14 protein-coding genes and 1 pseudogene are annotated in these 18,927 nt (G+C 44.2%); 6 read left to right on the top strand and 9 right to left on the bottom strand.

Features of this window, described 5'->3' with window-relative positions; translation table 11 throughout:
* Positions 1-8: 8 nt before the first annotated feature.
* On the bottom strand, positions 9-1,034 hold the full coding sequence (locus tag ACYTXL_RS07165) for a multicopper oxidase domain-containing protein (protein WP_461924102.1): 1,026 nt from the start codon (positions 1,032-1,034) through the stop codon (positions 9-11).
* Between the two features lie 225 nt (positions 1,035-1,259).
* Here ACYTXL_RS07165 and ACYTXL_RS07170 point away from each other — a divergent pair, with 225 nt between their 5' ends.
* The 4 genes and pseudogenes from ACYTXL_RS07170 to psb27 all read left to right on the top strand — a co-directional run bounded on the left by ACYTXL_RS07170 (position 1,260) and on the right by psb27 (position 3,684).
* The gene (locus ACYTXL_RS07170; protein WP_461924103.1) at positions 1,260-1,439 is read left to right on the top strand and encodes a hypothetical protein; all 180 of its coding nucleotides are present in this window, start codon (positions 1,260-1,262) and stop codon (positions 1,437-1,439) included.
* Between the two features lie 56 nt (positions 1,440-1,495).
* Positions 1,496-2,638 carry a 7,8-didemethyl-8-hydroxy-5-deazariboflavin synthase subunit CofH gene (gene cofH / locus ACYTXL_RS07175; protein ID WP_461924123.1) on the top strand — a complete coding sequence of 381 codons (1,143 nt, stop codon included), beginning with the start codon at positions 1,496-1,498 and terminating at the stop codon, positions 2,636-2,638.
* Between the two features lie 285 nt (positions 2,639-2,923).
* Positions 2,924-3,097: pseudogene (locus ACYTXL_RS07180) on the top strand (phosphatase PAP2 family protein); the annotation flags it as partial.
* Positions 3,098-3,279: 182 nt separating this feature from the next.
* Positions 3,280-3,684 carry a photosystem II protein Psb27 gene (gene psb27, locus ACYTXL_RS07185; RefSeq protein WP_461924104.1) on the top strand — a complete coding sequence of 135 codons (405 nt, stop codon included), beginning with the start codon at positions 3,280-3,282 and terminating at the stop codon, positions 3,682-3,684.
* A 247-nt stretch (positions 3,685-3,931) separates the two neighbouring features.
* Here the strand turns inward: psb27 and polA are convergent, their stop codons facing one another.
* Positions 3,932-6,877, bottom strand: a complete 2,946-nt coding sequence (gene polA, locus ACYTXL_RS07190; RefSeq protein WP_461924105.1) for a DNA polymerase I — start codon at positions 6,875-6,877, stop codon at positions 3,932-3,934.
* A 327-nt stretch (positions 6,878-7,204) separates the two neighbouring features.
* Between polA and ACYTXL_RS07195 the strand changes: the two genes are divergently transcribed.
* Positions 7,205-8,074 (top strand): Cof-type HAD-IIB family hydrolase, encoded by an 870-nt coding sequence (locus ACYTXL_RS07195; RefSeq protein ID WP_461924106.1) that lies wholly within the window; start codon positions 7,205-7,207, stop codon positions 8,072-8,074.
* Positions 8,075-8,452: 378 nt separating this feature from the next.
* On the opposite strand, the gene ACYTXL_RS07200 is transcribed toward ACYTXL_RS07195, so the two are convergent.
* On the bottom strand, positions 8,453-9,280 hold the full coding sequence (locus ACYTXL_RS07200; RefSeq protein ID WP_461924107.1) for a DALR anticodon-binding domain-containing protein: 828 nt from the start codon (positions 9,278-9,280) through the stop codon (positions 8,453-8,455).
* Between the two features lie 526 nt (positions 9,281-9,806).
* Between ACYTXL_RS07200 and ACYTXL_RS07205 the strand changes: the two genes are divergently transcribed.
* Positions 9,807-10,526: a Crp/Fnr family transcriptional regulator gene (locus tag ACYTXL_RS07205; protein WP_292795523.1), complete on the top strand. Its 720-nt coding sequence runs from the start codon at positions 9,807-9,809 to the stop codon at positions 10,524-10,526.
* Between the two features lie 53 nt (positions 10,527-10,579).
* On the opposite strand, the gene ACYTXL_RS07210 is transcribed toward ACYTXL_RS07205, so the two are convergent.
* The 6 genes from ACYTXL_RS07210 to ACYTXL_RS07235 all read right to left on the bottom strand — a co-directional run bounded on the left by ACYTXL_RS07210 (position 10,580) and on the right by ACYTXL_RS07235 (position 18,912).
* Positions 10,580-11,626 (bottom strand): PstS family phosphate ABC transporter substrate-binding protein, encoded by a 1,047-nt coding sequence (locus ACYTXL_RS07210; RefSeq protein WP_461924108.1) that lies wholly within the window; start codon positions 11,624-11,626, stop codon positions 10,580-10,582.
* A gap of 189 nt (positions 11,627-11,815) precedes the next feature.
* Complete coding sequence (locus tag ACYTXL_RS07215; RefSeq protein WP_461924109.1) at positions 11,816-12,793, bottom strand: type 2 periplasmic-binding domain-containing protein; 978 nt, start codon at positions 12,791-12,793, stop codon at positions 11,816-11,818.
* A gap of 234 nt (positions 12,794-13,027) precedes the next feature.
* Positions 13,028-15,091, bottom strand: a complete 2,064-nt coding sequence (locus tag ACYTXL_RS07220; RefSeq protein WP_461924110.1) for a phospholipase C — start codon at positions 15,089-15,091, stop codon at positions 13,028-13,030.
* A 182-nt stretch (positions 15,092-15,273) separates the two neighbouring features.
* The gene (locus ACYTXL_RS07225) at positions 15,274-15,858 is read right to left on the bottom strand and encodes a PEP-CTERM sorting domain-containing protein (protein ID WP_461924111.1); all 585 of its coding nucleotides are present in this window, start codon (positions 15,856-15,858) and stop codon (positions 15,274-15,276) included.
* Positions 15,859-16,284: 426 nt separating this feature from the next.
* A complete protein-coding gene (locus ACYTXL_RS07230; protein WP_461924112.1) occupies positions 16,285-17,697 on the bottom strand; it encodes an ABC transporter substrate-binding protein in 1,413 nt (470 codons plus the stop codon).
* Between the two features lie 162 nt (positions 17,698-17,859).
* Positions 17,860-18,912 carry a PstS family phosphate ABC transporter substrate-binding protein gene (locus ACYTXL_RS07235; protein WP_461924113.1) on the bottom strand — a complete coding sequence of 351 codons (1,053 nt, stop codon included), beginning with the start codon at positions 18,910-18,912 and terminating at the stop codon, positions 17,860-17,862.
* Positions 18,913-18,927 lie beyond the last annotated feature (15 nt).

An 18,927-nucleotide genomic window follows, 5' to 3' on the forward strand; every position in this document is an offset into this window, starting at 1 on the left:
TTATCTAGTTAGGAATTTTTCACAGGGTTTTGAGAGTTGCTCTCAGCAAGGACTTCAAATTGACCCATGCAACCGTTTTCTGCGATCGCATCCTGATGGGGATGGAACATATACTTACCTGGGTAGCGAAAAGCAAATTCCAAGATGTGCCTTTCTGCTACACCCATCGTAATCACATCTGTTTTCTCGCTCTTCTTCATACTCATGCCATAACGATAGACATCAAAGAAGTTGGCGTGGAGATGAAACGTCACTGCCGGATCGTATTCAATGATGTTGAGGATATACAGCCGAATCAACTGATCTTTGTAAATCTGAATTGGATGATCCATGTAATAGTGGGGCAGACCGTTGAAGGCGTAATAATCATTATGACTATCATCATTCACGTCATAGCCACCCATCACTAGTACAATCTCATCAGCCGGGGGACGGGGAGTAGGTGGATCTATGATAAACATCCCGTACAACCCCTTGGCGATATGACGGGTGACTGGTTGAATATGGCAGTGGTACAGGTGTACACCATAGGGTTCAGCATCAAATTCATAAATTGTCGCACTACCATTCCTGACTGGGCGAACACCATCCATTTCTGCCGGATGAACCCCATGAAAATGCAAAGAGTGAGAATGCCCCGCCTTGTTGAAAAATAATATGCGGATGCGATCGCCTTCTTTTGCCCGTAGCGTTGGCCCTGGTATGCGACCATTTAAATCCCAAATGTTGTAAGAGACAGCAGTATTGAGTTTTATAATGGAAGTACCAGCAGTTAACTGAAATTCCCGGATAGTCCGCCCATTCTCTTGCTTCACCGTCCCATAATCAAAATTCCTTAACATCTTCATCGGGTTAGTAACGTCGTCTGGTGCGTCCATATCGAGTGGTGGCACTTTGACGATTGACTGACTTTGTAAATTTAACATCTGCCAAAGTGCAGCCGCACCAGTTACTCCAGCACCTGCTAGTCCCAGCTTCAATAATTGACGGCGGCTCCAAGGTTTTTCGTTACCTAGAGCGAAGTTGTTGGGCATGATATTTAGTTACGGTTAGCACCAAAAAAGAATTGCAAAAGATTTTCAATTACTTTTAAATCTTAGAGGAATTAATAATTATTGTCAATAATTTTATACTGCTTAAAAACTGCTACTGAAAGTTATAAAATCTTGAGCAAGCGAGAATCAGTCCCAGAAAACTCTAGCTAAATTTTCTTAATTTTAACAGTATTTATAGTTTAACTTATGTATAGTTCATATTGTGTGAATAATATTTCAGCGAGTTTAGTAAATGAGGATTCCTTTAAAGATTTTGAGCCTTGTGAGATTATTTCAAGGGAAACTAAAAAAACTAAACAAAAGAAATCTCTTGAGATTAATTTGAAAGGTAAAACTTCTGTTTGCTCTGAGAATTCTCCAGAAATAGGTGTATTTATTGAGTAAAATTTAATTATTTATAACCTCGTACAATTAAGATTTATTGGGAAATGAATAAAGTAATGCTGACAGAAATTGCTGTTGAAAAAATTCTTGAACGTGCATTGATGGGATACGACTTATCTCTGGAAGAGGGAGTGGTATTATTACAACAAACTGAACCGGAGGCGATCGCCTTAATACGTGCTACATCCGACACACTCCGCCACACTCAAGCAGGCGATACGGTTACATACATAATTAATCGTAATATCAACTTTACTAATATTTGTGAGCAACACTGTAGTTTTTGTGCATTCCGTCGAGATGATGGTGATGTCGGTGCATACTGGTTAGATTCGGCGCAAATTTTGGAAAAAGCGACAGATGCGGTGCGACGGGGTGCGACGGAAATCTGTATGCAGGGGGGATTAAATCCACAAGCGCAGATAAATGGTAAATCTTTGCCCTACTATCTCAAGGTAGTAGAAACTATTAAACAGGAATTTCCTCAGATACATCTCCATGCTTTCTCTCCCCAGGAAGTGGAATTTATCGCCAGACTTGATGGACTTGAATATGCTGATGTGATTACTGCTTTGCGCGATGCTGGTGTTGGCTCAATGCCGGGAACAGCAGCTGAAGTGTTAGACGATGAAGTTAGGCGAATACTATGTCCAGAGAAAATTGACACAACCACTTGGCTAGAAATTGTTAGTACAGCTCACAAATTAGGCTTGCATACCACCAGCACCATGTTATCTGGGCATATTGAAACCCACGAGCAGCAAATTGGACATTTAGAAAAATTGCGATCGCTCCAAAAAACCGCCATCAATCAGGGATATCCAGCAAACATCACAGAGTTTATTTTATTACCTTTCGTTGGACAAGAAGCGCCCAAATCCTTACGTCGCCGTGTCGGGCGCGATCAACCAATTTTGAGTGATGCCCTACTGCTAGGGGCTGTGGCGCGAATTTACTTAGGTAATTGGATTCCTAACCATCAGCAGAGTTGGGTAAAACTGGGGCTTGCTGGTGCAACCGAAGCCTTAGTTTGGGGTTGCAACGATATGGGCGGCACATTAATGGAGGAACATATTACCACAATGGCAGGTGCTTTGGGTGGTACATGTATGGAAGTGGAAACTTTGCAATTTGCGATCGCATCTTTAGGAAGACCTTATCAACAACGGGATACTCTTTATCAAAAAATTAGGAGTTAAGAGTAGCCCTTTTAAGGTAGGTAAAAATTTTGATGAAAAATTCCTCTTTAGGAACGTGGATTAAATAAAATGCAAGTCTCTAGCTTCCCTCTCCAATATATCGGAGAGGGATTGAGGGTGAGGTAAGCCAGAGACATAATTTGAAATTCCCTTGCCTTGTGAAGGGGTGTGAAGGGGGGCTAGGTTTCTGAGGCTTTGATGTTACCAAAAATACTTTTCTAACAACCTCTAAAGCAGAGAAGACTAATCGTGGTTACGCCTTCTAACGATGAGTAACATTAAAGCATGCTCCGACAAGTTTCTAATTTCTGGTTGCGTTATATACATCTTCGTTTAGCTCCCTTAATTGCCACAATTGGTATTGTCGGACTTGCTAGTTGTCTGCTCATCCTTTTTGGTTTAGCAAAACTGGCTGAAGAGGTATTGGAGCGAGAAGCTTTTGCATTTGATACTACTTTTGGTATCAGCCGCTTATATTTAGGAGTCCACTGGACTACAGACATAATTGCAGGTTATGGAGTCGTCCCTACTCCCATTCGGCTACGTTCACGGCAAGCCTACTCCCCCACTCCTAACTAAATTGATCCCCAAGATACCAATTCAAGATAGGATGGACATTAATTTACGTATTCTTTTACTTAATGCATATGAAGCGCTATTGGTCGCGTTTGCTTGCGCTGGTTTTGGTTGTAGCTATCGGCTTAATGGGCTGTTCTGGCAGTCCAGATAGTTTGACTGGGGATTATCGCCAAGACACCTTAGCTGTGGTCAATATTATGAGACAAGCTCTGGAACTCTCACAAGATTCACCAGAAAAAGCAGCAGTTCAAGCAGAAACGCGTCAAAAAATTACTGACTTTTCAGCTCGCTATCAGCGAGTTAACTCTGTTTCTGGTCTTGGCTCCTTTACAACCATGCGAACAGCCCTCAACTCTCTAGCTGGACACTACAGTTCTTACCCAAATCGTCCTGTACCCGAAAAACTCAAAAATCGTTTAGATAAGGAGTTACAGCAGGTAGAAGTGGCGCTGAAGCGTGGCGCTTAACTCTTAACTCTTAACTATTGCTTAATCCATCATCAAGAGTCAAAAGTATTGACTCTTGATAATTTTATCTAAACTAATTGACACTTTTCTAGCTAAAAGCCTTGTCACAAGTGGGAGCATCTCAGTGAAAGCAAATATACTACACCATAGGGGAAAGAAGATTCCTGCTCCCTCTCCTTAGTAAGGAGAGGGCTGGGGTGAGGTTTACGCTTTCTACGAAAGTGAGATGCTCGCGTCATAGTTCAACTTACTTCGTCTCCATCCAATTATCACCAACACGCGCATCCACCAGTAACGGCACACTCAACTGGACTGCGTTTTCCATCACCGACTTAATTTGCGGTTGTAATTCTTCCCACTCCTGAGGGGGGATTTCAAACACTAATTCATCGTGAACTTGTAACAATAAACGCGCCTGATAGTTCTTCAAAACTTCATGCAGTCTCACCATTGCAATTTTGATAATATCAGCGTTGGAACCTTGAATTGGTGCATTAGCAGCAGAGCGTAGTAAACCTGCATCATAAGCACCCAAATTCTTCAATTTACTCAGATTAATATCTTCTGGGTTACTGCCTTTTAATTTACGTAAACTGTTATTAGTAAAGTCAAAATAACGACGGCGACCGAGAATAGTTTCTACATAACCAAGAGCGATCGCTTCTTTTTTCACTCGCTCCAAATATGCAAAAACTTTCGGATATCTTTCATTAAACCGCTTAATGAACTCGTTGGCAATGGTCTTATCTATCCCAGTTGAGCGGGAAAACCTTAGAGAACCCATTCCATAAATCACGCCAAAATTGATAGTTTTTGCCATACCTCGTTCTTCTGATGTAATATTTTCTTTTTCAAACACTAACCGCGCGGTAACAGTGTGAACATCTTCATTTTGCTGATATGCTTGCACTAATATCGGCTCTTGACTCAAATGAGCCAAAATCCGCAATTCAATTTGTGAATAATCAGCAGCCACCATTAACCAACCAGCTTCTGGCAAAAACGCCTTCCGAATTTGGCGACTAAAAGCTGTACGAATGGGAATATTTTGTAAATTTGGATTAGAAGAAGATAACCTACCAGTTGATGTTGCTGCTTGATTAAAATCAGTATGCACGCGTTGGGTATCTGGACGCACTAATGCAGGTAATGCATCAACATAAGTAGACTTTAATTTAGATAGGGTCCGATACTCAATGATCGCCTCAACAAATCCAGTGTTATCATCTTCTTGAAGTCTTTCTAGTGTTGCTGCATCTGTAGAATAGCCCGTTTGAATTTTACGAGAATGTCTAGTACTTAACCCCAACTTTTCAAACAAAATTTGGCTCATTTGCTTCGGAGAACCCAAGTTAAAATTTTCCCCAGCTATTTCAGTTGCTTTCTCTTTTAACCTGGCTAACTCAGTTTCTAAATGCTGCGAAAGTTCTTGCAAATAAGCTGAATTAATCCGAACGCCTGTATATTCCATTTGGGCTAAAACGGCTTCTAGTGGCTGTTCCACTTCCACTAATAGCCTAGATAAAGCTGGAAATTTCTCCAGTTCCTCACGCAATTTTGGCACTAAGCCAAAGGTAGAATAACCATCCATACCGCAGTAATCTGCTACGGCGGGAATGTCTATATCCGCGATGGTTTTGCCTTTAGGAACTAAATCTAAATAACTTTTAGCTATCAATCCCAAATATCGCTGCCCCAAATCCATCAAATTATGGCTAGAATCTGGATTTAGAATGTAACTTGCTAGCATGGTATCAAACACTACTCCTACCAAATTAATTCCTTGACACCTTAGAACTAAGCGGTCAAATTTGGCATTTTGTAGAGCTTTGGGATAATCGGCACTTTCAAGAATTGGGCGTAATGCTTCTAGCGCCAAATCTTTATGCAAATTTTCCCCAGTTTTGTGTCCCACAGGAATATAGGCTACCTCATCTGGTTGCGTTCCCCAACAGCAACCAATTCCTACTAAATCAGCATCTCTTGGTTCTAAATCGGTGGTTTCAGTATCCCAAGCAATGGGAGTCTCTGGATTAGTGAATTTTTGCAAAAGTTTCACTAACTCAGTTAGTTTGGCTTCGGTATTGATAATGCGTGGTGTAAGTGGAGAAGTAGATTGTTGTGGAACTGCTGCTGTATCACTAGCACTGAAAAACCACAAATCATTATCTTCATCAGCACTAAATTCTGAGTTACTAGAGTTGAGATTAATTGCATCTATTTTGGCTTCTTGTTTTTCTTCAATCTTGCCACCAAAACGTTGTTGAAGGTTGTTGATTTTGCCTAAAAAAGACTTGAATTCTAACTTTTCTAAAATTGGTGATAAGACGCTTGTATCAAACCCTTTTAATTTGCAACCTTCTAAATCAAATTCTATCGGAACATCTAAAACTATGGTTGCCAAATAGCGAGACTTATCGGCATCTTCTTTACCACTTGCGAGTTTTTTCTGAGTTGCGCCTTTAATTTCATCTAAGGCATCATAAATATGATCAAGAGAACCATAGGTATTTAGCAGCTGAACTGCTGTCTTTTCACCAATTCCCTTGACTCCAGGAATATTATCTGATTTATCGCCACAAAGAGCTTTGAAATCAACAATTTGTGAAGGTAAAACGCCCATTTTTTCTTTGACTTGTGCTGCTTCAAATTCCGTGATGCTATTTGTAGAGCGCTTGAGGGCATCTGGACTAAAATTCAGAACAGTGATTTCTTTGTCAGAGTCGATCAGTTGAAATAAATCGCGATCGCCCGTAAGAATCTTCACCCTATACCCAGCAGCAGTTACTCGCTGTGCTAAGGTTCCCAAAACATCATCTGCCTCAAAACCAGGGGCAGTAAAAAATGGTAGATTGAAGCCATTGAGCAACTCATGCAGGTTTGCTAAGTCGGGAATGAAGTCTTCTGGGGTTTCCGGGCGATCGGCTTTATAAGTCTCGTCAGCTTCGTGGCGAAAAGTTGCCTCACCCAAATCAAAAGCGATCGCCATTGCTTGGGGCTGTTGTGTTGCCATTACCTCTAGCAGGCACTTCACAAAACCAAAACATATACTGGTAGGAATCCCCGTTTGGGTACGCAGTCCTCCATCTCGCCCTTTAGCGAAAGCAAAGTATGAACGATAAGCAAGGGAGTGTCCATCGACGAGGATGAACGTGGGGCGTGTTGCGGTTGCAGGAGTGAAAGTTTCAGACATAGCGCTATTTTAGCAATTTCAGATGCTCGTTCAGCTTGGCTTTGGCAACAATAGCGCCGTTTTTGCGTACTAAGGGACTTCCAACAAATAAATTACCCAATCCTAGTTGAGTATTTTTTATTTGCCAGCCCCTAATTGCTCTTGCATATAATTTTAGACAAAGTGATGTCTACGTATTTACAGTTTTAGTACGTAAGCCCAGGACAACCAACTTTTAATAGGTATCTATAAGTACGTAAGTGACTAGAGAACCGAATTTTTTCTACTACTCCCCACTGCTTGCTAGAGCCTGTTAACCTCTTATTGAAACTTAAAATCTAGGAAATCATGCAGAAAGCATCTGCCACACATTTGGCATCTACTGATCATCAGGCTGCTGCAAAAGACATTAAACTACTAGTTTTGGATATAGATGGCACAATCGCTGGAGAGTCTAACACCGTCAGTACAGGTGTAAAGCAAGCGATTATTGCCGCCCAAGCACGAGGAATTCAAGTGGCGATCGCTACAGGTAGAATGTATCGTTCCGCCTTGCGCTTTCACCAAGATATCGGCTCTACTCTACCATTAATGGCTTATCAAGGAGGCTGGATTCAAGACCCAATTACCCAAAAAATTCATCGCCATTGGGTTGTTTCCAGGGAAATTGCCCACCAGCTAATCGACTATTTTGAACAACCTGAATTGCGATCGCTTCTATCTGTCCACTTTTACATCAATGATCAGCTATACGTCCGTGAGTTAACTAGAGAAACCCAAATTTATGCAGAACGTTCTGGTGTTATCCCGATTCCCGTGGGTGATTTGCGCCAAACCTTAACCAATGAACCGACAAAAATTCTTGCTTTGTCTGATGACACTGATGTGATCAACCAGCTATTGGGGAATTTGCGCCGTCAATACACACCTGCCGAACTTTATCTGACAACATCTGTTGCTACCTTTTTTGAAGCAACTAACGCCTCTGTGAATAAGGGAACTGCTGTGCGTTACCTAGCCGAAGAATTGCTGGGATTACAGTTAGCCAACGTTATGGCGATTGGCGATAACTTCAATGATATAGAAATGCTGGAATATGTTGGACTTGGTGTAGCTATGGGTAACGCACCAGCAGGAGTGCAAGCGATCGCGCAGTGGGTAGCTCCTAGTGTAGAGGAAGACGGAGCAGCAGTAGCAATTGAAAAGTTTTTGCTGTAGTCAGGGCACTTTTTGAAACCTAACCCATATAAATCAGAAAGGACACCGACGACTGGCCGTGTTTCGTCTCGGTGTCCCTGCTGGTTCGCTCCTCACACACTTGCTAATGTAGCCGAGGTGATGCATTGAGTCAATAGCTGTGATAAAAGTTTTTATTTTCTGCCTAACTACAGAACTTCATAAATTCATAGTGAATTCTCAGCGCCCCTCTGCGCTTCCCTCAGCGTGACGGCAGTCGCTACAACGGGGAACCACCCCCTTGCGGAGGTTCCCTCCGTTGGAGGGAGTGGCGTGGGAAAATACGCAACGCGCTGCCTCCCCTCTGCGTTTAAAAAAACTAACAATTTCGGAAATGTTGTACTAAGCCACATTACCTATTTATAGCTCCAAGGGCGCAAAAACCCCCAAATGTTCCTCTAGCACATATCTTAATACTGACTGAGTAGCCATCAGCAATCCAAGTCTGGCTTGGGCTACCTCTGGTGACGTAATTTTCACTTCACCCCAGATCCGGCAATTAGACCAGAACTTTTCAAAAGCTTGGCTCAAATTCAGCGCTATTTTTTCCCATTTCACAGAACCGCTAATATCAGGGCATTTTATGTTATCTACCACTTGTACTAACTCGGCAATTAGCTGACGCTCATCTGGGTGATTTAACCGCAGTGTTCCATCACAGTTGAGCCAAGATATGGGGTTGGGGGCGATAACACTCCAAAAAGCTGGACTAGCATTTGGAACAGGTTTTCTAAGTTGAATCAATCCCTCTCGGTGAGCCAGCAACACTAGCGAACAGCAGCGTGCATGGGCATATTGAACAGCAAATAACGAATTGGGCATTGGGCATTGGGCACTTGTACTGAGCGTTGTCGTTGGCGTAGCCTGTCGTAGAGAAGTATTGGGCATTGAGCACTTGTACTGACTTGTACTGAGCGGCGTCGAAGTAGCGTTGTCATTGGCGTAGCCTCTCGTAGAGAAGTATGGGGCATTGGGCATGGGGCATTGGGCATGGGGCATGGGGCATGGGTTATTCCCCTTGTCTCCCTTGTCTCCCCCTAAACTCCCCACTACCAGACTTTGTAACCAAGTCGCTAACGTGGAGTGAGTCAATTCAAAATGTATCCAACCAGGGGGAACTACTTGGATACTAAAAATGCCCCTACAGATCCCTGATACATCTGAGGCGATCGCACTGGCAAGCTCCATAGCTTTTCGATTCTGAGATTTTGACAGTCGCAGAGCCACACCTGAAATATACAAAACTCTACTATTATCTCTACCTTTATATAGATTCTTTTCTTCATTTTTTATGATTGTGTTTTTTATTTCATAAGTATCAATACTTAAGATATTTATTAAATAACTATATAGTAGCTGTTTGATTGATGTATATTTGCTATCTAGTAATTTATGATGCACGTAATTTTATTTAAATAACCATGTAAAATATATTTTCTAAATTTTTATCATCTATCTTGCGGTATAAGTTAAATTTAGATGAAGAAAAATGAGAAGAGGATAAAATTTGATGAATAATCGATGAATAGTAAGTAAACTTTACTACCATCATTGTACAGTAGGAAGTATAACAAAAGAGTAGAGAGTAATTTGCTTTCTATTCTTTGTATGGCTGGCGCTGTTGGGCGTTAAGCCTGCCTCGCCAACACAAAGACACTCCTTGCACCTTTTTATTTACACGTCTTTGTTTTCAGCCGATCGCTCTTTGTTACCTATGCAATCTCAATCCTCCTTTTCTGAGGCATCACGGCCTTTTTTGACTTGGCAACGAATTCTTGACTGGGCTCAAGAACACTACCGCTGCCGCACCTTTAGCAAAGATGAGCGCATTCCAGCTCGACCTGGATTGCTATATTTAGTGCAAAGGGGTGCGATCCGCATGGTAGGAACCGCACAAGTTAGTGCGACTGCTAGTCAGTTAACGTCTCGACGAATCAACAGAACCCCAGAAGAAGCGTTCTTGGGTTTTGTGGGAGCGGGACAGCCATTTGAAATTGTTGCTCAATCACCATTTACACTCCAGGCTTACGCCCATGTTGACCAAACTGCGGTGCTGTGGATGTATTGGCACGACCTAGATAATTGGCCTCACTTCCGTCGTGAAGTTATGGATGCCTTTAGGTATCAGCACCAGCGTAAGCTACTGTGGCTGAGTGCCTTGGGACAACGCCGCACAATTGACCGACTCTTAGGATTTCTCACATTGTTGATTGAGGAATATGGAGAGCCAGCAATGAGCGACACTGATCCAGATGTGATTCGCGGTTATTGTCTGCCTTTTCCCCTCACCCATGCCCAAATTGGTAGCGCGATTGGTTCCACTCGTGTCACCGTCACCCGCTTGATGGGCAAGCTGCGTCAACGCGGCTTAATCCTCACTCAAGGGGATAATCTAATATGCTTGCCAGCAGAGTCAATTAATAGAGCTGGTTAAAGCACAGTTCAGAGCGGCGATTTTCGCCACTCTGCCTTGAGTGGATCGCAGTGTCAGCGAATTTTGACAAACCCAGCTTGGGTAATCAGTTCCTGTCCCTGCTGAGTTAGCAGTAAGTTGGCGTAAGCGACACCTGCTTGCTGCTCAGTCTGACCATTCTGTTTGACCACCACAAACAGATTGCGGGTAATCGGGTATTTTCCTGATTGGAAAGCCTCAATGTTCAATTTGTTCCGTTTACCAGGACATTCCGACGGGAGGACAGAAGGTTCTTGGTAAGGAGCAATATATGTCCCTTGCGTCCGCCCCAACGGCAAGGCTTTGATTGAGCATTGAGGAATCACCTCTGGGGCAGAAGCGTAATAGATACCACCAGGACTACCAGCTAATTTTTGCAAGGCTTGGGTGGTTGTGGAGATAAATTCCACATTGGAGCTGAAAGCTTGACCACCCAAGATGTCTTGGACAAAAAGCTCAACCGTACCGCCATCAGCAATACGGCGGGAATAAGGCTTAATCGGAATATTGGGGCCGCCCACCTGGCTCCAATTATTAACTTTGCCTATGTAAATTGACTTTAACTGGTCTATCGTTAGTCCAGGTATGTTGATAGTCGGGTTAACTGCGATCGCCAAACCATCAATTGCTACAGGAATTTGTTTTAAAGTGAACCCACGCTGCTGGGCACGGCTTAATTCCTGATCTAGAACTGGTCGGGACGACTGGGCAAAAGCTAATTGACCGTCTATCAGCAACTGGATACCAGTACCAGAACCAGGAGATGCATTGCTAGGTTCTACATAACGCAGCCGAAACTCTGGTCGCGCCGCTTGAATTGCTGGATCAACTACTAGTCGAATCGGTGCCCAAGATGTACTGCCTCCGTAATTAAATAATCCTGTAGGAACATCCTGTACTGAGGTGAAAATCTTGCCACTAGCTTGTTCTGATGCAGTTTGGGGCGTTTTGATGTTACCAGAATTAATTGTATTTAGCTCAAGACCAGACTTTTTGCTGAACCACCAAAAACCGCCAGCTACTAGCCCGACCGTGATTAGGATGGATAAGACAAGAATAGGTATTTCGTTTTTTTGGGACATAGTAAATTACCCGCGCGTCGATTCAATACAAGTGCTTGACTTGATAGGTGCTTGCTACTTGAGATTGTATTTGGAGAACGGGTGTTTTATTAACGAATTCTGACAAATCCTCACTTCTAACTACTTTAAAAGCCAAGTTATATTAACGATTCAAAATTCAAAATTAAAAACATTTATTCTTGGTTGAAATTATTCGAGGAATGGGCTTAGAAGAAGTCCTCCTCGGAAATGGTTCGTATTTAATCCGCGATCAAGCTTGAGTAGTGAGCCTTTCCCCAGATGGCGATCAAAGATGTTGCCATAGTTACCTACAGATGTGAGAACTCGTTGTTGCCACTCCTTATCAAGACCGAGTTCTGGTGCAGAAATCGGCATCGCCCCAGCACCGCCTGCATACCAGGGTGTTTCCGGTCTTTCGGCGTTGATCAATGTATGCACTGTCCACGCGACGATCGCAGACCACTGAGCGTCCTCGGTTCCGGTGGCAGCGATTACCGGAAAAGTCGTCAGCGACTCCGGGAGGATGCGGCTCGATAATCGGTTCACCCCAGAGTCGAGGCGGATATTTGCAAGGGTCGTGATTTCACCAGCGATCTCGTGGCAATTTTGCACGTTGTATGTATCAATCATCTCCCCATCCTCAGAGAATGCCCGACGGAACCAGTTCTTGTGGAGCGCACCGAAGTAAGCTGTGAGGCTCCGCTCGACTGAACTGCCAATCATGAAGCAGATGCTTTCTCCGGCCAAGTCGCTGACATGGTGTGCAGCCGAGGTGGATGCCACCATCACCGCATTGGATTCTACGAAGACAGTCGGACCAGGCAGCAGTTTACCAGCCAGCTTCTGCTCCTCAATCTCCGAGCCTGTAAGGAAGTATACATCATCCTGCTGGTTACGCACAGCGTCGAAGTCCTTCGGCGTCTCGTACTGATGATATTCGATGCGGTCAGAAGATCCGAGGACGGCGGCAGCGATCGCACGGCAGATATCGACGTTGAGACCACTCCAGCCACCTGATTCGGCTTCAGTTGCCAGACCTGTCCGCTCGACGCTGCCACAGCGAACCACATTGTGTTCCTTCACACGTTTAATCACCGAACCTGCCTGAGCGGGGGAAATCGAGCAGCAGACACCAAGCAGAGTCACGAAGACTAACACAAAGCGCATGAATTCTCCTTAAGGAATGTCGAAAAACCAGGATATTGAACTGACAATTCAGTTCATGTGGAAAAGCCCACGAAAAACCTAACTCCCTTCCCGGCACTCTAAGGGGGAAAATTCAAAGTCTCTCTCCTTTTAGGAGAGAGATTTAGAGAGAGGTTTTCCAGATACCATGAAAAGTCAGGGATATTGAAGGGTGCTGAGTGGGAAATCTCACTTTTTTACTCAGCACACAGCACTTTAAGGGTTAGCTGCTGGATAAGTACTTGGTAGTGGGTTGAAGCCCTTGGGGATTTTGTTGACTATCCCCTGGCGCTTGTCCTCCGGCGTGATCCCGATCGCTCGGCAGCCTTCACCACCGTAGTGCGGTAGTGTGTTCACAACGCTATCTGGAATCTTCGCAAAGGAGGCTGGCAGTGGCGGCGAGATGCCTAGCAGACGCTTCGGATCGAAGCCCGACAGCAGGCTGTCGGTGATCGGCGAATTGATGTCTCGTGGTCCGAGGTACTTCTGCTCAAATCCTGGCGGACCGAACTTGTTGAACTCCGGGGAGTTGCCGGCAGCGAGTGCCTGTGCCTCATCGGGCAGGCTGGCAAGCGCAGGCAAATCAAAGATCGTGTTGATCGTCTCGATCACCGAGTTGTGATCGCCCTCGACGTGGGAGACAGCGTGCGTCCGGGCGTAGGGTGAAATTAGGATCAGTGGTACACGGACACCACGGGAGAGTGGCAACCCGTCAGGCCCATAGGACAAGATCCTCGGTGGCACATGGTCGTAGAAGCCATCGGACTCGTCGTAGGTAATGATGATAGCACTCTGCTGCCAGACCTTCGGATTTGACACGATCGCATTGATCGCCCTGGCCGCCATCCCCTCACTGAGTTGGCGATCGCTGTAGCCCGGATGATCGTCATCGCCCGACTTCGCCGCATTAATCGCGGCGATCTCATCCGCAGGCGTCTTGGGGTTCGTGATCGGTGGCTTCAGACCCTGCTGGTTCGTGTAGCCGCCACGAATGTAAAACACGCCGCCTTTGGGCAGCGCATTGTTGGCTATGTCGCTAAATAAGTCACCAAGCCCACGGAGATTTTTGCTCACCTCCGGCGTGTTGGAAATATAGCCGAAATACTGTGCGCCGTTGTGATGGGTGACGTAGGCATTGTGGGAAGCGATCCCGTTGGTATCGGTCGGCTCAAGATTGTAGCCTTCTTGATACCAGCGCCAACTGACAGGCTCAGTCTGGAGTTTCTGGATATAGGGAATATCCTGCTGGATGTCGGCTAGATCGAATGAAGGATTCCTGTTGCCAGCCAAGACCGACCGAATATTGCGTCCTTGGAAGGTGAGCGGCAGGCTGGCGAAGGTCAGGTTCGAGGAGATGTTGTTATCGGCGTAGCTCTCTTTCGTGCCAGCAGGTTGCTTGTTGTTCGTTGTTGTGTCGAACTGGGAGCCATAGAATGGCTGTGGGTCGTTGACCAGGGGTACACCCTGCGTCGTGCCAGTGTGGCTGCCCACGGTGTAAGATTTGCCGCTTGAACCGTGCTTGACCCACTGCGTTTCACCCGCCTGTCCCGCGATCATCGCCACTGCATTCGGGGTTGAGGGCGTGTCTTCAGTTGCAAAGATGTTGTCGAAGACTGTGAAACGACTAGCCCACTTCCAGAAGAATGGAATGGTGTCGCAGTCGATGTGCGACATTACTAGACGCGCAAACTGCTTGCCCTCAGCAATGTTGGCGGCTCCACCCTTCGACGCGAAGCGTGTGTATTCGTCGTAGACGAACTGATCCATTTGTGGCTTGCCGTCCACAACGTGGATCTTGGTTGCAAGTCCGATGTGCGAGTGGTCAACGCTATCAACGGCGCTGGCGTTCTGCTCAGACCCAATCCGGAATGGCTGAACTGTGACGTTCACGCCGTTAGCATCTGTGTAGGTTTGGGTGAAGCCCGGCGTTTTCTTTGGGTCACGAGGCTTTTGTCCATCTGAGTAGAGTCCGTTAACACCGGGCAACGTTCCATACTCGTTGTCGAAGGAGTGGTTCTCGTTAAAGATTACGAAGACGTATTTAATCCGCTCCTGAAGCAGTTTTTTGAGCAACTTCGGCGGCAGATTGGGTTCCTTGGCTGGATCATTTAAGTATCGCACCACGTCTGGCGCTGCATCTGGCTGATTTCTGATGGTTGAGTTTGCTTCGTGTGGAGAGGAATCCTCTGCGATCGCCGAGCCGAGAAACATCGACGGTATGATCGAGGACGGTAGTAGCAAAAATGTTAGAGCAAAATAGAACTTTGTAAATCGTTTCAAAGCACATCTCCTTGGTAATTTTTATCTCGCTAATATCGCTATGCGTAATTTGTAATTCGTCATTCATCTACTGCAAGCGTTTCATTGATTTAAAATAGGTAGTTTGCTGACGCCGTGTTTTATTTGTTCCGAAATTCCGAAAAACTTAACACCGTTGAGCATAAGCAAAGTTATGCCGCTACTTAAGCTTTTTGCTTTCTTTTCAGCCACAAAGCGATAGTACCAACAACTACTATTCCACCAAAATTTCCAGGTTCAGGAACAGGCTCACTTTTAGCGAAAGTAACGGCAGTAATGCCGGAGCTTTGCACACTTCCAAAGTCGCTGTTGTCCAAAAATTTTCCATCAGTGGTACTACCCAGACCTGTAAAATTCTTGTCAAAATACAGTTCAAAACTGTACAAATTCTTGTTTTGCTCTGTTAATAAGCCTGCGTCTGCAAAAGCAAGTATGTTCTCTTCAATGTAAGCTGTATTGCCAGCTAAACTGTTGGATAATGTTCGCAAAACAGTATTATCATTAACTAAGTTGAGAGTCCAACTTGTCAAATCTACAAAAGAACTAGAAGCGGGTAATTGATCCAGATCCACTGTGTAAGTCCCATTAAAAGAAGCATTTACTAAATTCACAGGTAGCCCTACTGAACCATCAAGAGGCGTAGGAGCAAAATTTCCCGAAATATTAAATGTTTTCAAATTAACAGCCTGAGCAGGATCTGTGCCAATAACTGCAAGCATAGCGAAACCAAGTACTGCGGTTGCTTGCAATAACCTTTTTAAAGGTGTTGTATTCAGCATAATTTTGCTCTTAATTCTTGATTTTCTTCACAAGGGACAAGGTATTAAACCACTTGTCCATTAGCCGTCTGGGTTCGGCAGTTACTTACTTGAAAAAACCTCAAGACTGCACTACCTAACCAGGTGCTAAAAATCCCCACTTCTGTATTTTGTTACCTGAAAATTAATGACAAGTTAAGGAAAGGCAAAGTTTATTAAATAGTCAGGGCAGTATTACCCGGATTTCTCACTAACCATACAGAATTTTATTGGCTCAGTTTTTTGCCTGATGGCAGAAACAAGCGTGTAAAATCTTAGGTTTGCTCTATGGGAATACTCATCAAGAAACGAAAGTATTGCCCATAAAGCTGAATTTCCCATGTTGAGAGTTTTTCCAGGTTAACTATTGGTTAATTTTTAATTTTTTATTGCTGACGAGCGCACTGGTTCAAAGTCATAACCAGTGCGGGAACGAGAACCAGGAACGATTTTTACAAGTTGGACTGGGGCATTGCGATCGCCTGATGCTAAAAACCGAATTGTACCAGAAGCGCCAGTGGCAGAAAACTCAGAGGAAGTTAGTGCTTCTTGAACTCCAGATCGCGTGGGATTGCGTTCTAATGCCGCAATCAAAGCTACAGTGGCATCATCGCTGAGGGCGCTTCGCCAACTCACATCAGCACCCCATAACTGCCGAGATTTCTGGGGAAAATCTGACTTGCGATCGCCATCAATATGCCACGGAACTGCTAGTATCATCCCCGCAGCTTGCTGTCTGCCAATTTCTAAAGTTTTGGTGGTGTAAACATCATCTCCAGAGAGTAGAATTAACCGTTTCTGGTTAATTTGAACTACTTGCAGCGCTTTATCCAAACTTTCAGCGTTAGCAGCTAACATCAACACTTCTGCACCTTGTTTAGTTGCTTGTTCTACACTTTTAGCCGCACTAAAATCCACCTTGGATAAGTCAAATTCGCTGGATACCTGTCCACCCTCCAGTAAAACAGATGAAACAAACTCAGACTTTAAAGACTGGCTATAGTTACTCTGAGAATTAAAGAAAACTGCGGCATTTTTTTTCTGCAAGGTTTTCACCATATAGTTGGCCAAACTTCTAGCAGCGATAAAATCACTGGGAACCGTGCGAAAAACGTAGCGGCTAAAGTTAGAAATTTTTACAGATGTGCTGGTAGGGGAAATTGCTACAAGTTTTCCAGAAGTATAAATAGTACCTGCGGCTAAGGTGGAATCGCTAGTAATCGGCCCAACTACACCTAATACTTCTGAATTGCTGACTAGGCTGGAAGCGATTTGCTTGGCTATTTCTGGATTGTCGTTGTCGTTAGCTATCCCTACCTTCAACGGCACTCCTTTGATTCCCCCAGAGGTATTAATTTCATTTTGGGCTTGAGCGATACCACGTAAAACTTCTAAAGAAGTATTCGGGTCAGTGCCTATTGGTACAGAAGCCACAATGGTGTAGCTCTTTGAAGATTTGATTCGGGCATTGTTAAGAAAGATCAACGCTTCTGGATCGTTACGGTTGAGTTTTAGGGCAGCTGTGAAATTGGCGATCGCCTGATCATAACTTTTAGCAGCGATCGCCTGTACTCCCGATTTTTTAACTGGAGAAATTTCACCCGGAGTCAAGGATTTTTCCCCAAAACTAATGCGGTCTTGTAAGGATGGATTGCTACCTGTCTCCTGATTTGGAGTATTACCAAGTTTGAAACCAGAGTTGTTAGTAAACCACCAAAAACCACCGCCAATTATTCCAACTGTCAGCAACAGAGCCAAGGCTAAAACTGTGGTTTCATTCTTTTGGGACATGAACAAATTTGAATAAAGTAAAAATGTTTATTATTTGTAGAACTTAGGTCTTGAGATAAAAAACGAACTACTCCAGAGGCAGATAACACTGAGAAATAAGAGTTTAAGAGAGTTTTTGCGTAAGTCCTAATTTGATTATTTTGCTAAATCTAACCACTTTGATCATTTAAGTCTAACAAATCCAGCTTTTTCGATCAGTTCTTGACCTTGAGGTGTCAGCAGCCAATTTGCATAAGCTTCTCCAGCTTGCTGATCTGTTTGATTATTTTGTTTAACGATTATAAATAAATTGCGGGTAATTGCATAGTCTCCACTCCGAAATGCTTGACTATTCAACTGATTACGTTTATTAGGACATTCAGATGGAGGTATAAAGGGTTCTTGGTAGGGAGGCACAAATTGACCGCTTGTGCGCCCTAGTGGTATGGACTTAATCATACACTGAGGTACAATCTCTGGGGCAGAAGCATAGTAAATTCCTCCAGGACTTGCAGCTACTTTTCGTACCGCTTCAGTGGTGGTGTTAATATAACTAACGTTAGTCCCAAAATTCTCTTTATTTAAAATATTTTCGACAAAAAACTCTGCTGTACCCCCAGCTTCTTTGCTGCGAGAGTAGACTGTAATTGGTAAATTTAGCCCACCGACTTCTTGCCAGTTGGTAATCTTGCCTGTGTAGATGTCTTTGAGTTGGGCGACAGTTAAGCCAGGGATATTGAGACTCTGGTTAACTGCGATCGCAATACCATCAATTGCCACCGGAATTTCTTTTAAACTAAATTCTTTTTGTTTAGCTTCTGCATTTTCTTCAGCTTTAACTGAGCGAGAAGATTGAGAAAAAGCTAGTTGATTATCTATCAACATCCGAATGCCAGTTCCTGATCCTGGTTGACCTGACGGAGGTTGAGTGTAGCGTAAAATAAACCGAGGACACAGGCTTTGCAGAACGGAGTCTGCCTCTTTACGGATGGGTGCCCAGGTTGTGCTACCACCATAGTTGAATGTCCCCTCTGGGAGATTTGCCACGTTACATCTGTTGACAAACTGGTTTAGGGGATTGCTTGTGTTGCTTGTGTTGCCAGTCTCTGAAGGTTTAGGAACAGTTCCATTTATTTGCGCCCATCGTTCCATCAAAAACCATAAGCCACCAAAGATGAAGCCAATGGTGATGACAGCGGCTAAGAAAAGGCTAAGTGTTTCGTTTTTCTGAGACATAGATAGCTGTTAGCA

The sequence above is a fragment of the Nostoc sp. genome (assembly GCF_054880495.1).

Coding starts and splice junctions, on each gene's coding strand:
- ACYTXL_RS07235 (WP_461924113.1), bottom strand. CDS start 18,912: ATGTCTCAGAAAAACGAAACACTTAGCCTTTTCTTAGCCGCTGTCATC.
- ACYTXL_RS07205 (WP_292795523.1), top strand. CDS start 9,807: ATGCAATCTCAATCCTCCTTTTCTGAGGCATCACGGCCTTTTTTGACT.
- psb27 (WP_461924104.1), top strand. CDS start 3,280: ATGCATATGAAGCGCTATTGGTCGCGTTTGCTTGCGCTGGTTTTGGTT.
- cofH (WP_461924123.1), top strand. CDS start 1,496: ATGCTGACAGAAATTGCTGTTGAAAAAATTCTTGAACGTGCATTGATG.
- ACYTXL_RS07165 (WP_461924102.1), bottom strand. CDS start 1,034: ATGCCCAACAACTTCGCTCTAGGTAACGAAAAACCTTGGAGCCGCCGT.
- ACYTXL_RS07200 (WP_461924107.1), bottom strand. CDS start 9,280: ATGGAGCTTGCCAGTGCGATCGCCTCAGATGTATCAGGGATCTGTAGG.
- ACYTXL_RS07215 (WP_461924109.1), bottom strand. CDS start 12,793: ATGCGCTTTGTGTTAGTCTTCGTGACTCTGCTTGGTGTCTGCTGCTCG.
- ACYTXL_RS07230 (WP_461924112.1), bottom strand. CDS start 17,697: ATGTCCCAAAAGAATGAAACCACAGTTTTAGCCTTGGCTCTGTTGCTG.
- ACYTXL_RS07195 (WP_461924106.1), top strand. CDS start 7,205: ATGCAGAAAGCATCTGCCACACATTTGGCATCTACTGATCATCAGGCT.
- polA (WP_461924105.1), bottom strand. CDS start 6,877: ATGTCTGAAACTTTCACTCCTGCAACCGCAACACGCCCCACGTTCATC.
- ACYTXL_RS07210 (WP_461924108.1), bottom strand. CDS start 11,626: ATGTCCCAAAAAAACGAAATACCTATTCTTGTCTTATCCATCCTAATC.